We start from the raw sequence: 13,333 nt of genomic DNA, 5'->3' as shown, positions 1-13,333 counted from the left end.
TGTGGAGAAGAAAACCAGCGGAAATTTTATCCACACAAATTCACAAGTTATCATCCCCAAGTTTTATCGCCTGCCTTCCCATGGATCCTTGTATCCACCACCGATCCGGCATATCCAAATAACGTGGATCAGCAAGATTGGTGGGGGATCGTCATGATCGGAGATCCGTTTCATCCAAAGAAGGCGACGATCTCTTTGCGCGTTGACCGCAGAATCAAAGATGTCGCCAAGAATTACGCACGTCAGCGGCAGACGCCTCTGGCCGAGGTCATGCGCGACCTCTTGGCCCGCTACGTCGCCGAATGCGCGCGGGAGAATGCCCAGGCGACCCCGGACCTGTTGAAGGACCGGCCGGCGCAATATGTGGATTTCGCAAAGCTGGAAGGCCTGATGGGCCGTCAGGAGTAGGCCCGCCTGCCTTGAGGGGATCTTGAGCGGGGAGCTCCGGCCCCATACATCGACGGTGGACAAGCTGCCAGGGGAAGGAGCCCCGCCATGCCGCCCACCGCCCAAGCTTCCGGTCAGTCTTCCACAGGCCCCGGTTCTTCCACAGGCACCGACAGCCTGCACATCGCCTGCCCGCATTGCGACACGCTGAACCGCGTGCCTCCGGCCCGTCTGGGCGGCGGCAAGTGCGGTCGTTGCGGCAACGCCCTGTTCGAAGGAAAGCCGGTGGCGCTCGACGCCCGCCGCTTCGCCGCGCATGCCGAGAAAAGCGACCTGCCGCTGCTGATCGACTTCTGGGCCGAGTGGTGCGGCCCCTGCCGCATGATGGCCCCCGTCTTCGCCCAGGCCGCGGCCCAGCTGGAGCCCCACGTCCGCCTCGCGAAGATCGACACCGAGGCCTCTCCCGACCTCGCCGGCCGCTTCGGCATCCGCAGCATCCCGTCGCTGGTCCTGGTCCACCACGGCCGCGAAATCGCCCGCACCGCCGGCGCCATGCCGCTTCCGGCCCTGGTGACGTGGGTGCGAGAGGCCGTCAGAAGCAGTAGTTGAACGCGGCGCCCTATCCTCCCTCTCCCGCCCCGGGAGAGGGAAGGGGCCCATGCGAAGCATGGGAAGGGTGAGGGGTGATCCAAGGAACCAAAGCGTTCAGGACTCTTGCGCTACCCCTCACCCTCCCCACCGCTTCGCGGCGGGTCCCCTCCCTCTCCCGGGGCGGGAGAGGGCTGTTTCCCCCTTACGCCGCCCGCACCGTCGCGATAAAGGTCCCCACCTCCCGGCGCAGCCGCTCGGCCTCGACCGCAAGTTCCTGCGAGGTGCCGCGGACGCGGCCGGCGGCGTCGCCGGTCTCGTGGACGGCGGTGCTGACGCCGGCGATGTTGCTCGACACCTCCTCGGTGCCCTGCGCCGCCTGGGTGACGCTGGAGGCAATCTCGCGGGTGGCGGCGGCCTGTTCCTCGATGGCGGCGGCGATGGCGGTGGTGATCTCGCTCATGTGGCCGATGGTCTTGCCGATGCTGCCGATGGCCTTCTGGGCGCCGCCGGTGGTCTGCTGAATCTCCTGCACCTTGGCCTGGATCTCGTCGGTGGCGCGCGCGGTCTGGCTGGCCAGCGCCTTCACCTCGCTCGCCACCACGGCGAAGCCCTTGCCGGCCTCTCCGGCCCGCGCCGCCTCGATGGTGGCGTTCAGCGCCAGCAGGTTGGTCTGCGCGGCGATGCCGCTGATCAGTTCGACCACGGCGCCGATCTGCTCGGCGGCGGAGACCAGATCGCGCATGGTGCGGTCGGCGCCGTCGGCGTCGGCCACCGCCTGGGTGGCGATGCGGGTGGAGTTCTCCACCTGCTGGCCGATCTCGGAGATGGAGGCCGACAACTCCTCCGTCGCGGTGGCGACGGTCTGCACATTGGCCGAAGCCTGTTCGGAGGCCGAGGCGACCAGCAGCGACCGCTCGGTCGCCTCCTGCGCGGTGGCGGTCAGTTCGGTCGCGGCGTCGCGCATGCCGGTGGCGGCGTTGGCGACGGTGTCGACGATGCCCTTCACCGCGCTCTCGAAGGTGTCGGCCATCTGCATCATGGTCTGGCGGCGCTGGGCGGCGGCCTGCCGCTCGCTCTCCTCCTGCGCCTTGCGCATCCGCTCCATCTCATAGGCGTTGGTCTTGAAGACCTGGAGCGCACGGGCCAGCGCGCCGATTTCGTCCCGGCGCGCGTCGTCGGTGACGGCGACGCTGAGGTCGCCTTCGGCCAGACGGCCCATCGCCCGCGTGATGTTGCCGAGCGGCCTGGTGATCGCCCGCGAAATCGCCCAGGCCAGCAGCAGGCCGATCAGCAGGGCGGCGACCGTCACCACGGTGCCGCGCCCCTCGGCCGCTGCCACTTCGGCGGCGGCGGTGGTCTCCAGCTGCGACAGGAAATCGGCGGAATGGTCGCGGATCAGGCCGATCTTGTCGCCGATCTCCTTGCCGGCCTTGCCCAGCGTCTCATTGTTCAGCGACTTCAGCTGGTCGCTCAAGCTGGCGATGCGGTCGATGCCGGCGCCATAGGCCGGAAGCTTGGCGACCGCATCGGACAGCTTGGCTTTCACCGGCCCGTCCGCCATGCCGTCGCGCAGCGCCGTGGCCTTGGCGGTCACGTCGGCCAGATCCTTGCGGATGCGCGCCAGATCCTCGGCCTGCGTCTCCGCCACGAAACGGGCGACCAGCACGCGGACCAGCAGGTACTGCTCGCTGACGTCGGCGGCCTGCACCGTGCGGTCGAGATCGCCCAGATCCTTCTCCGCCTTGACGGTCTCGCTCAGCGTGCGGCGGATGTCGGCGCCCAGCTTGTTCACCACCGACGCGACGATCGAGTCGCGCTCCGTCCGCGCGGCGACCAGCTGGTCGAAGCCGCCGGTCAGCGTCTTCTGCAGGCTGGCGATCTCCTGCGCCGCCTGGCGGTCGGTCGCGCTGGTCATGCGCGTGGTGGCGGCGTCCAGCTTCCTGGCGAACTTGTCCACGTCGGCGCGGAAGCGGCCGGCCACCGCGGCGGAGCCGCTGGACACGAACTCCTCCGCCGCCCCCAGGGCGTCGGCCATGTTGGTGTCCGCCTCCGCCACCGCCATGGCGACATGCGACTGCCCGGCATAGCGGCGGAGCGCGTCGTCGCTCGATCGCAAGCCCGTCCAGGACACCGCCCCCAGCCCGACCAGCAGCGCGAGCGTCACGCCGAAGCCGGTGTAGATCTTGGTCGCCGTGCGCAGATTGGCGAATGGACCGGCTTTGGTCGGTTGGGCGGCGGTCTGCTGGCTTGGGTGGGCGGCGTTCATGATTGGGGACCTCGTCTTCTGACCCGGCTGCTGGCAACTCTCCGATCTTTCGTGCGATCGGTTATCAACGAGGTACCCTACAAGAACAATGCCAAAGGACCATTAACGCCGCGGTGTTTTTCTGCCCTGTGAAATCACCCCCGTTCCAATAGACAGCGCCACCTACCCTTCGCAATTTGCCAAGATCATTGAGATCGCTTTGCATTTCGCCAAAGCTTGACCTTCGCATTCGCGAAAGCTCAGCCTTTAGTTATAGAACTGACCGCCATTCACCTCGATCGTCTGGCCAGTGATATAACCTGCCAGCCGGTTGGAAGAGAGGAACAGGTAGGCGCCGACGCAATCCTCCGCCGTGCCCAGCCGTTTCAGCGGGATGCGCGCCGCGGTCTGCGACAGTTTGTCCGCGGTCGAGTAGCGCTGGTGGAAATCGGTGTCGATGGTGCCGGGCGACACCGCGTTGACGCGGATGCCGTGCGGCGCCAGCTCCGTCGCCAGCGAACGGGCGAGGCTGGCCTGGAACGCCTTGGCGGCGCTGTAGAGCGACGAGCCGGCGCTGCCGCCGGTGCGGCCGGAGATGGAGCCGGTGTTGACGATGGCCCCCCTCGACTCGATCAGCGCCGGCAGGGCGGCGCGGCTGGCGACGATCGCCGAGGCAGCGTTCAGGTCGAACTGCCGTTGCAGGAACTCGTCGTCGATGTCGGCCAGCGCCACCCGGCCCAGCATGGTGCCGGCATTGTTGATCAGCACGTCCAGCCCGCCCAGCCGGTCCACCGCCTGCTCCACCACCGCGCGGGTCTGTCCCTTGTCGGCGAAATCGCCGGCCAGCCCGACCACGCCGTTGCCCATCCCGGCCCCCATTGAGGCCGCCACAGCCTCCACCGCCGCCCGGTCGCGTCCATGGATGGCGACGCGGGCGCCGAGCTGGGCGAAGGCCGCCGCCACCGCGGCACCGATGCCGCGGCTGCTGCCGGTGACCAGCACCCGCTTGTCCCGGAACTCCTGGGCCAGCAGGTCGGCGGGCCAGTTGGTGGTGTCGGTTGCGGTCATGTCGCGTGGTCTCCCCTGCTTGCCGGCCGATTCTGTGTTCGGAATCGAAAGCCGGCTTGATTGTTCGTGTTCCAATCCGATCATAGGGGGCGGCGGCCCGCCGTCAATTGCCGGGTCGGCTGCCCTCGCGTATTTGCGAGAATCCTGTCGTAGACGGCCGGCCTTCGGGCTATGTAGGCGGGATGAACACCGACCAAGACAAGACCGGCGCCGCGCAGCCCTTCGAGATTTTCCTGGTGGCCGCCCCCGGCCTGGAATCCGTGCTGTGCGCCGAGGCGCGCGACCGCGGCTTCGCCAACCCCACCGCCGTGAAGGGCGGGGTGACGGTCACCGGCGGCTGGCCGGAGGTCTGGCGGGCCAATCTGGAGCTGCGCGGCGCCACCCGCGTGCTGGCGCGCATCGCCAGCTTCCGCGCCCTGCATCTGGCGCAGTTGGACAAGCGCGCCCGCCGGGTTCCCTGGGCCGAGATCCTGCGCGCCGACGTTCCGGTGCGGGTCGAGGCGTCCTGCAAGGCCTCGCGCATCTACCATGCCGGCGCCGCTGCCCAGCGCATCGAGCGCGCCATCGCCGAGGAACTCGGCGCCCCCATCGTCAAGGCCGCCCCCAAACCGACCGGTAAGAACGCCCGCAAGGACGGCGCCGGGGACACGGAGGCGGAGGACACCCGCGCCGTCCAGATCAAGGCGCGGATCGACGACGACCTCTGCACCATCAGCGTCGACAGCTCCGGCGAGTCGCTGCACAAGCGCGGCCACAAGGAAGCGGTCAACAAGGCGCCGATGCGCGAGACGCTGGCCGCGCTGTTCCTGCGCCAGTGCGGCTATGACGGCCGCGAGCCGGTGGTGGACCCGATGTGCGGCTCCGGCACCTTCGTCATCGAGGCCGCCGAGATCGCCGCCGGCCTGAAGCCCGGCCGTTCCCGTCATTTCGCCTTCGAACAGCTCGCCAATTTCGACCCCGCCCTGTGGCAGAGCCTGCGCACTGGCGGCACGACCACGACGCCGACCGTCCGCTTCTACGGCAGCGACCGCGACGCCGGCGCCATCGCCATGAGCCGCGCCAACGCCGAGCGTGCCGGCGTCTCCGCCTGGACCGAGTTCACCCACCACGCCATCAGCGACCTGACCCCACCCGAGGGTCCCCCCGGCCTCGTCATCGTCAACCCGCCCTACGGCGCCCGCATCGGCGAGGGCAAGTCCCTGATCCCGCTCTACCACGCCATGGGCCAGACGCTGAAATCCCGCTTCACCGGCTGGCGCGTGGGCATCATCACCAACGAGGCCGCCCTGGCGAAGGCGACGGAGTTGCCGTTCCAGGAGGGCGGGGTGTCGGTGTCGAACGGGGGGATTCGGGTGACGCTGTATCAGACGGATACCTTGCCATAGCCGCTTGCGAACAAAGAAGTAGAAGCTACGTATACAGGTGAAGCGGCTTGGCATCGGGAGGATGGGACGACAAATAATAGAAATTTCTAATTTCAAGTCGTCTCGCCCTTTAACCGCTCACCCGTCGCATGAATATTTCAAATGACGAAATAGATACCGCAGCTTTCCCTTTCAACGTTCAATCCTGACGATTACAGCGATCCATATAAGCAAGTCGCTCGCCTCTCTTACTATTTAGCTTGTTGCAGGTAACTCTGAATCAACGTTGATTACCTCACCCTGTTCATTCCTATCACCGCAACTAAATGTATGTTCGCTCTCGTAAAAGGCTTCGAGATTGAGGATTGCACGACGATATGAACGTGCATCGTCTTCGGGAACTTCGATGCCCCCAACCAACACATCCTCCACAAATGTACCTTCTTGTGCTTCCAGGTCAGCCGGCATATTTTTCGTTGCGATCAAATCGATATAGCACCCATAGTCAAGTTTATAATGGTAATATCGAAGACCGGGATTATCACGTGAAGACATATTCCTAGCTTTCACATGAATCATTCTTCGGTCGAATAGCGCATCCACGTTCCCATCGCGCCTTCCAAATTCCAAAAGAAATGCGCTTGTCTTTTTTTGCTTGATTACATCCTCAATAATCCACCGAAGGAGACGCGAAAGAGTTTCGTTTCCATCAACGGCGCCAATTTTATCTTCCTGATAAAATCTATGAGCCGCCTGCCTGATATTGGGCATTGATATGGGACTGCCAAATGCCTTTTGCGCAGCAATGGAAATTATATGGATGGCATCTCGCGGAACGCCTTCCGTTGCCTTCACAAATTCCTCAAGAACGTCACGGCGCGTGAAAGCAAGAGAAACTAATTCATCAGCCGATTTTGGAGCCGGTATATTCCGTTCGTTTGCCATTGCCACCGCATGGCGATAGAGGAAGTGAGTAAAGAAAGTAATAGACCGCTCTCTGTCATTATCAAAAACAAGAAAGTCATCTAAGTTCAAATTAGACCGAATATCTGATGTCAACTCTAGCCCGATGTATTGACCACCTTCCTGATCAATTTTAAAACGGGATCGGTGTTCAATTGCAGCAATCTTTACAGTTGCCTCACTCACGTTGAAGAATGATCTGCGCAGCAAGTCTGCCAAAAAAGGCTGCAAATCCTCCGGAATGGAACTCCATTCATCTAAAAGAACCCAAACTCTTGTTCGGCCAAAAAAACCACAGATATCACCGAATGTCGCCCCAACCTCTGCAAAACGGAGATGATATACTTCACGACCTTGCGACTTACGCTGCGTCTTCTGCTCAGAACGGCCCATCCGCTTCCAAGACGCCGTCAATGAAGCAACTATTCCCTCCTTCTTGGCGTCGGCAGACGCCCCAATTTGTGCTTCGGAACTCGCAGCTTCCGTTTCAGTAATTTCCGTCTCGACCGTGCCAACGATCCGGACTTTCGATATCGCTTCTCCAAAGTTATCGATCACGCGAGTAAATTTTCTCAGATCAACATCTTTGGAAAGCGCATGCTCAAGAAAAGAATCATGCAATGTCCGAAGAACATCAATAAGAAGCCGCGTTGCTCTCTCACCAACGGGCAGGGACTGGTTATTATATATGGAAACATCCGATCCTAACTTCGTCATATCGACGTAAATCGGTATCTGCCCCTCTTCTGCAACGACGTCGTATAAATACCGCAGAGCATGAGTTTTGCCAGTTCCACGTCGCCCGAAAATAATTTGGTGATCGTCTGTGTTAAGAATGTCCATCATCGGTCCGACGTTTACAAACGTGGACACAATTTGGTTTTGATCGAGTCGCTCCGCTCGGGTACGGATTTTAACTAAAATACGGTTCACATCTTGCGTGCTACACGTCGGCATTTTAGTCGGCTCTGTTATAGTGACTATCTGAAACACCGCCCATTGTACATTAGGCGCCACACATTGACAACCCATACGGGTTTCTTAAAGGGCGCTTTCGGACTTCAGTGAACCAGTGTACGCAGTTAATCTGAAGCATGATTCCTGAGCGCGCGCGGCAACATACACGAACATTCACGAGAGATTTTGTTTACAGTGCTGGATATTTTCTTTGGAGGATCGGCAAGACAGCAGCGCCATCTTTACTCAAATCAGTGGATTTTTGAGCGCTTATCAGGAAAATGGCGTCCCCGACGGGAGTCGAACCCGTGTCGCCGCCGTGAAAGGGCGGTGTCCTAGGCCTCTAGACGACGGGGACGTTGTATCTTCAAGCCCGCGCTCAAAAAACGCATCCAGCGCGTGGATGGCGTCCCCTAGGGGAGTCGAACCCCTGTTACCGCCGTGAGAGGGCGGTGTCCTAGGCCTCTAGACGAAGGGGACGTCTGGTCCCGATGCGTGGCTCGCGACGGTGGAGGCTGCCACCGGCCGCGCGACCCAACCTTGGAAGGTTGGCGTCCCCAAGGGGAGTCGAACCCCTGTTACCGCCGTGAGAGGGCGGTGTCCTAGGCCTCTAGACGATGGGGACGTCATCGGCGTGGGCGGGTTTCTAACCAAGCCCGCTCCGCCGATCAAGCCTTTTCTTGCAGACTGCGCAAAATATCCAGCAAACCGTCCACCGCCGCCGCCGGCGTGTCGAACGCCGTGACGAAGCGCGCGGTGCCGTCGTCCCAGCGGTAGAAGCCGTAGCCGGCCCCCTCCAGCGCCTCGGCATAGGCGTCCGGCAGGCGGACGAACAGCTCATTCGCCTCCACCGGGTGGGCCAGCTCGACGCCGGGCAGCGCGGTCAGGCCGGCGGCCAGACGGTCGGCCATGGCGTTGGCGTGGGCGGCCAGGCGCAGCCACAGGCCGTCGTCCAGCCAGGCGTCCAGCTGCGCCGACAGGAAGCGCATCTTCGAAACCAGATGGCCGCCGCGCTTGCGGCCGAAGCCGAAATCCTCGGCCATCGCCGGATTGAAGAACACCACCGCCTCGGCGGCGAGGCAGCCGCCCTTGGTGCCGCCCAGCGTCAGCACGTCGACCCCGGCGCGCCACGTCACGTCGGCCGGGGCGCAGCCCAGCCGGGCGATGGCGTTGGCGAAGCGGGCGCCGTCCATATGCACGGCCATGCCGTTGGAATGGGCGGTCTCGACCAGCGCCTCGACCTCCGCCGGGGTATAGACGGTGCCGGCCTCCGTCGCCTGGGTCAGGCTGAGGGCGGCGGGCTGGACGCGGTGGACGACGCCGACGCCGGCCTTGGCGATGTGGCGCGACACCACGTCCGGCGTCAGCTTGCCATGCTCGCCGGCCAGCGGCACCAGCTTGGCGCCGCCGGTGAAGAATTCCGGCGCGCCGCATTCGTCGATGGTGATGTGCGCGTCCTCATGGCACAGCACCGCGCCAAAGGGCGGCACCAGCGCCGACAGCGCCAGCGAGTTGGCGGCGGTGCCGGTGGCGACGGGGAAGACCGCGACGTCGGTCTCGAAGATCGCGCACAGCCGCTCGGTCACCCGCGCGGTCCAGGGATCGTTGCCATAGGGGAAGGCGGTGCCGGTGGACGCGGCCGCCAGCGCCGTCATCACCTGCGGGGCGGCACCGGCGACATTGTCGCTGCGGAAATCATGCATGATCGCGAGACCTGTCTGTTACGGAGCGGCTTTGCCGCCAGAGGGGCCAGCAATGACCGTCGCGGTGACGGCGCCGGTGCGCGGGTCGATCAGATAGAGGCGGTCCGGCCCCTGCGGCAGGGTCACCTTGAACAGCACGCGGTTGCCCGCCACCAGCATCTCGCCGATGCGGGCGCCGGCCGGGACGTCCAGCGTCACCTCGGCCGGGCGGTCGAGCACCGTGGTCGTGGTGGAGGGCCCGGTCAGGGAGGCGCGGTTGGGGTCCGACATCCGCTTGTACAGCTCCACCCCCAGATAAGTGAAGCCGGCGAGGATCAGAACGCCCATGATGACGACGAGTGCCTTGAGGATCTGCACGGTTTGGGGTCCACTCCCGGACGATTGAAACAGGACGCGATACGCAAAGCCGATGGCCGCCAACATGCCGGACGACACCAACCCGGACGATCTGTCCGACGATTTCCTCGATCCGGACGACGACGCCGGTTCGCCTGCCCGTGCCCTTGCCTACACGATCCCCGACGAGGCGGCGGGCCAGCGGCTGGACAAGGCGTTGGCGGCGGGCCTGCCGGACCTGTCGCGGTCGCGCGTCCAGGCCCTGCTGGAACAGGGCTGCGTGCGCGGCGACGGCCGGACGATAACGGACCCGTCCCTGAGGGTCAAACCCGGCCAGCGCTTCGAGGTCGAGGTGCCGGGGGCGGAAGCCGCCGAACCGGTGGCGCAGGACATCCCGATCGACGTGGTGTACGAGGATGCCGACGTACTGGTGATCGACAAGCCCGCCGGCCTCGTCGTGCATCCCGCCGCCGGCAACCCGGACGGCACGCTGGTCAACGCCCTGCTGGCCCATTGCGGCGACAGCCTGTCCGGCATCGGCGGGGTGAAGCGGCCGGGCATCGTCCACCGGCTGGACAAGGACACCAGCGGCCTGATGGTGGTCGCCAAGAACGACCGCGCCCACCACGGCCTGTCGGACCAGTTCTCCGACCGCACGCTCAGCCGCACCTATCTGGCGCTGGTCTGGGGCGTGCCCAACCCGACGCAGGGCCGGATCGAGGGCAACATCGGCCGCAGCAGCGCCGACCGCAAGAAGATGGCGGTGGTGACCGGGGGCGGGAAGCCGGCCGCGACCAAGTACCGCGTGGTCAAGAGCTTCGGCATGGCCGCCTCGCTGGTCGAATGCGTGCTGGAGACCGGGCGGACCCACCAGATCCGCGTCCATCTGACCCACATCGGCCACCCGCTGGTCGGCGATCCGCTCTATGGCCGCGGCCGGTCGGGGCGGCCAGGGGGCAAATTCGCCTCGCAACTGCCGGAACCGGTTCGGGGCACCCTTGTTGGGTTTCCGCGACAGGCGCTGCATGCCGCGGCGCTGACCTTCCGTCATCCGGTCAGTGGCGAAATTGTGGCATTCCGCTCCCCAATTCCGGCGGATATTCATGAACTAATTGTCACCTTGGAGTCGCTTTAAAACGGTACACCGGGTAATCTTTCTTGGATAGACTCCCGGTCAATGGCGAGGTTCCGCCGCCCGCTCATTGCGAGGGGCCTTTGGAACCCGCGCTGAAGAATGGCCGCATGCCCATGAATTCCTTCTCATGGGTATACCGGCCGTCAGGAGAGGGGTTTGGTCATGGCGACGGCATCCAATCTTCCGGCCATCGGGTCCGAGAGCAATCTGTCCCGCTATCTCCAGGAGATCCGCAAGTTCCCGATGCTGGAGCCGGAGCGGGAATACATGCTCGCCAAAAGCTGGCAGCAGCATGAGGATTCCGGCGCCGCTCATCAGCTCGTCACCAGCCATCTGCGCCTGGTGGCCAAGATCGCCATGGGCTATCGCGGCTACGGCCTGCCTTTGTCGGAGCTGATCTCCGAAGGCAATGTCGGCATGATGCAGGCGGTGAAGCGCTTCGACCCCGACCGCGGCTTCCGGCTGGCGACCTACGCCATGTGGTGGATTCGCGCGGCGATCCAGGAATACATCCTGCACAGCTGGTCGCTGGTGAAGATGGGCACCACCGCCGCCCAGAAGAAGCTGTTCTTCAACCTGCGCCGGCTGAAGGGCCAGATGCAGGCGATCGAGGAAGGCGACCTGTCGCCCGAACAGGTCCAGGCCATCGCCACCAAGCTGGACGTTCCGGAACAGGACGTCGTCAACATGAACCGGCGCCTCGCCAGCCCCGACCATTCGCTGAACGCCCCGCTGCGGGCGGAGAGCGAGGGCGAATGGCAGGATTTCCTGGTCGATGAGACCGCCAGCCAGGAAATCACCCTGGCCGACCGCGAGGAATTGGGCAAGCGCCGCAAGCTGCTGGCGAACGCCATGACCGCGCTGAACGACCGCGAACGCGACATCCTGACCGAACGCCGCCTGCGCGAAGCGCCGACGACGCTGGAGGACCTGTCGCAGAAATACGGCATCAGCCGCGAGCGCGTCCGCCAGATCGAGGTCCGCGCCTTCGAGAAGCTGCAGAAGGCGATCAAGGCCGCCGCGATCGAACAGAAAATGGAGACGGAGGCTTAAAGCGCGCCTCCCTCCCCTCACGCCCACTCAGAGTTTGAACCGCATCGAATCACTTTACGCAGGTCTCTCGAGCCGTCATTCCCGCGAAGGCGGGAATCCAGCCATTCCAGCTGCTTGAACCGGAAGCCTGGATCCCCGCCTTCGCGGGGATGACGGCCGACAATCGCCCCTGAACGCCCCCTCCCCTCACGCCTTGACGTAGACCCAGGCGTCCGCCCCCGACGTCAGCCGGACCATGACGCGCCTGTAATCAGCGACCTCATAGGAATCGGCGACGGCCAGTTCTTCCGGGGTAATCTCGAACAGGGTGCCGAGGACCTCGTCGGCCGGATCGCCGCTTTCGCTCACCACGGGGTGGAAGCGCTTGCCGCTGGTGCGGATCACCTCCGGATCGGTGATCTCCAGCATATCGCGGCGGTATCCCGGCATGGCGTCCGCACGGCCCGTTAGCAGCCGGCCGAAGGACGCCATCTGCACATTCTCCTGCTGCAGGGTGCCGTAGGAGAACAGAAGGACCGTATCCTCAGCCATCGCCGGCCTCCCTTACACCAGGATCGAGCCTTCGAGATACAGCACCGCCTGCCCGCCGATCTTCACCCGGTCGCCGGCCAGTTCGCACAGCAGGTCGCCGCCGCGGGCCGAGACCTGACGCGCCGTCAGCACCGTCTTGCCCAGCCGCTCCGCCCAATAGGGCGTCAGCATGCAGTGGGTGGAGCCGGTGACCGGGTCCTCCGGGATGCCCTGGGCCGGGGCGAACAGCCGCGAGACGAAATCGACCCCGCCCTCCCCCGGTGCCGTGACGCAGACCGCGAACAGGTCGAGCTTCGCCAGCACCGCCATGTCCGGCGCCAGCGCCCGCACCGCGTCGGCCGATTCGTAGACCACCAGATAGTCGCGCCCGCTCAGGATCGCGGCCGGCGCCGGGCCGCCCAGCGCCGCCAGCAGGTTGGGATCGACCCGCTCCGCCGGCTTGGCCGGACGGTTGGGGAAGTCCAGCGTGTAGCGGTCGCCGTTGCGGGTGACCGTCAGCGTGCCGGCCTGCCGGGTGGCGAAGTCCATGCGCTCGCGGCCCGGCTCCAGGATGGTGGAGATGACGAAGGCGGTCGCCAGCGTGGCATGGCCGCACAGATCGACCTCCACCGCCGGGGTGAACCAGCGCAGTTCATATCCCCCTGTCGCCCCTTCGCCATTGCGGATGAAGAAGGCGGTCTCCGCCAGATTGTTCTCCGCCGCGATGGCCAGCATCTGCGCGTCGGACAGCCAGGACTCCAGCGGCACCACCGCCGCCGGATTGCCGGCGAAGACGCGGTCGGTGAAGGCATCGACCTGATAGATGGGCAGGCGCATGGCTTTCCCGGTCATGGGATGGATCCCTTACGTCTTGGGGGGGGAGATTTTGATCAACGAAGCGTCATCGCCCTCTCCCGCCCCGGGAGAGGGAGGGGACCCACCGTAAGGTGGGGAGGGTGAGGGGCAATCCGAACATGGATTCTGATCCTCGGATTGCCCCCCCCCCCTCCCCCTCTCCCCC

General features: G+C 64.5%; 12 protein-coding genes and 3 tRNA genes. 5 read left to right on the top strand and 10 right to left on the bottom strand.

The genetic code is table 11. The features are described from left to right. The first annotated feature begins 153 nt into the window (after nucleotides 1-153). Nucleotides 154-408, top strand: a complete 255-nt coding sequence (locus TSO5_RS30930) for a hypothetical protein (RefSeq protein WP_246457282.1) — start codon at nucleotides 154-156, stop codon at nucleotides 406-408. An 87-nt stretch (nucleotides 409-495) separates the two neighbouring features. After that, nucleotides 496-996: a thioredoxin TrxC gene (gene trxC / locus TSO5_RS30925; protein ID WP_109155194.1), complete on the top strand. Its 501-nt coding sequence runs from the start codon at nucleotides 496-498 to the stop codon at nucleotides 994-996. 184 nt (nucleotides 997-1,180) lie between these two features. Here trxC and TSO5_RS30915 read toward each other — a convergent pair whose 3' ends face one another. Together TSO5_RS30915 and TSO5_RS30910 are read right to left on the bottom strand one after the other, a co-directional pair. Continuing rightward, nucleotides 1,181-3,244 (bottom strand): HAMP domain-containing methyl-accepting chemotaxis protein, encoded by a 2,064-nt coding sequence (locus tag TSO5_RS30915; RefSeq protein WP_109155193.1) that lies wholly within the window; start codon nucleotides 3,242-3,244, stop codon nucleotides 1,181-1,183. A gap of 246 nt (nucleotides 3,245-3,490) precedes the next feature. Next, complete coding sequence (locus tag TSO5_RS30910; RefSeq protein ID WP_109155192.1) at nucleotides 3,491-4,291, bottom strand: SDR family NAD(P)-dependent oxidoreductase; 801 nt, start codon at nucleotides 4,289-4,291, stop codon at nucleotides 3,491-3,493. Nucleotides 4,292-4,473: 182 nt separating this feature from the next. On the opposite strand from TSO5_RS30910, the gene TSO5_RS30905 reads away from it, so the two are divergent. Further along, nucleotides 4,474-5,676: an RNA methyltransferase gene (locus TSO5_RS30905; RefSeq protein WP_109155191.1), complete on the top strand. Its 1,203-nt coding sequence runs from the start codon at nucleotides 4,474-4,476 to the stop codon at nucleotides 5,674-5,676. Nucleotides 5,677-5,910: 234 nt separating this feature from the next. On the opposite strand, the gene TSO5_RS32485 is transcribed toward TSO5_RS30905, so the two are convergent. From TSO5_RS32485 to TSO5_RS30880, 6 genes are all read right to left on the bottom strand, one after another. Next, a complete protein-coding gene (locus tag TSO5_RS32485; protein ID WP_146203875.1) occupies nucleotides 5,911-7,464 on the bottom strand; it encodes a hypothetical protein in 1,554 nt (517 codons plus the stop codon). A gap of 393 nt (nucleotides 7,465-7,857) precedes the next feature. Next, nucleotides 7,858-7,933: transfer RNA gene (locus tag TSO5_RS30900), tRNA-Glu, on the bottom strand. A 46-nt stretch (nucleotides 7,934-7,979) separates the two neighbouring features. Beyond that, nucleotides 7,980-8,055 (bottom strand) — tRNA-Glu (locus TSO5_RS30895). A 69-nt stretch (nucleotides 8,056-8,124) separates the two neighbouring features. Further along, a tRNA-Glu gene (locus TSO5_RS30890) sits at nucleotides 8,125-8,200 on the bottom strand. Nucleotides 8,201-8,243: 43 nt separating this feature from the next. Beyond that, the gene (locus tag TSO5_RS30885) at nucleotides 8,244-9,278 is read right to left on the bottom strand and encodes a low specificity L-threonine aldolase (RefSeq protein ID WP_109155190.1); all 1,035 of its coding nucleotides are present in this window, start codon (nucleotides 9,276-9,278) and stop codon (nucleotides 8,244-8,246) included. Between the two features lie 18 nt (nucleotides 9,279-9,296). Beyond that, nucleotides 9,297-9,635, bottom strand: coding sequence for a hypothetical protein (locus TSO5_RS30880; protein WP_109155189.1), 339 nt, complete (start codon nucleotides 9,633-9,635; stop codon nucleotides 9,297-9,299). A 52-nt stretch (nucleotides 9,636-9,687) separates the two neighbouring features. Between TSO5_RS30880 and TSO5_RS30875 the strand changes: the two genes are divergently transcribed. Together TSO5_RS30875 and rpoH are read left to right on the top strand one after the other, a co-directional pair. After that, nucleotides 9,688-10,749, top strand: coding sequence for an RluA family pseudouridine synthase (locus tag TSO5_RS30875; protein WP_109155188.1), 1,062 nt, complete (start codon nucleotides 9,688-9,690; stop codon nucleotides 10,747-10,749). 162 nt (nucleotides 10,750-10,911) lie between these two features. Further along, on the top strand, nucleotides 10,912-11,802 hold the full coding sequence (rpoH, locus tag TSO5_RS30870) for an RNA polymerase sigma factor RpoH (protein WP_109155187.1): 891 nt from the start codon (nucleotides 10,912-10,914) through the stop codon (nucleotides 11,800-11,802). A gap of 186 nt (nucleotides 11,803-11,988) precedes the next feature. Here the strand turns inward: rpoH and TSO5_RS30865 are convergent, their stop codons facing one another. Beyond that, nucleotides 11,989-12,333 (bottom strand): gamma-glutamylcyclotransferase family protein, encoded by a 345-nt coding sequence (locus TSO5_RS30865; protein WP_109155186.1) that lies wholly within the window; start codon nucleotides 12,331-12,333, stop codon nucleotides 11,989-11,991. 12 nt (nucleotides 12,334-12,345) lie between these two features. Next, nucleotides 12,346-13,164, bottom strand: coding sequence for a PhzF family phenazine biosynthesis protein (locus tag TSO5_RS30860; protein ID WP_247871053.1), 819 nt, complete (start codon nucleotides 13,162-13,164; stop codon nucleotides 12,346-12,348). Nucleotides 13,165-13,333: the final 169 nt, after the last annotated feature.

It is taken from the genome of Azospirillum sp. TSO5 (assembly GCF_003116065.1).
GTDB lineage: Bacteria > Pseudomonadota > Alphaproteobacteria > Azospirillales > Azospirillaceae > Azospirillum.
This window is presented reverse-complemented; position numbering and strand designations above follow the sequence as displayed.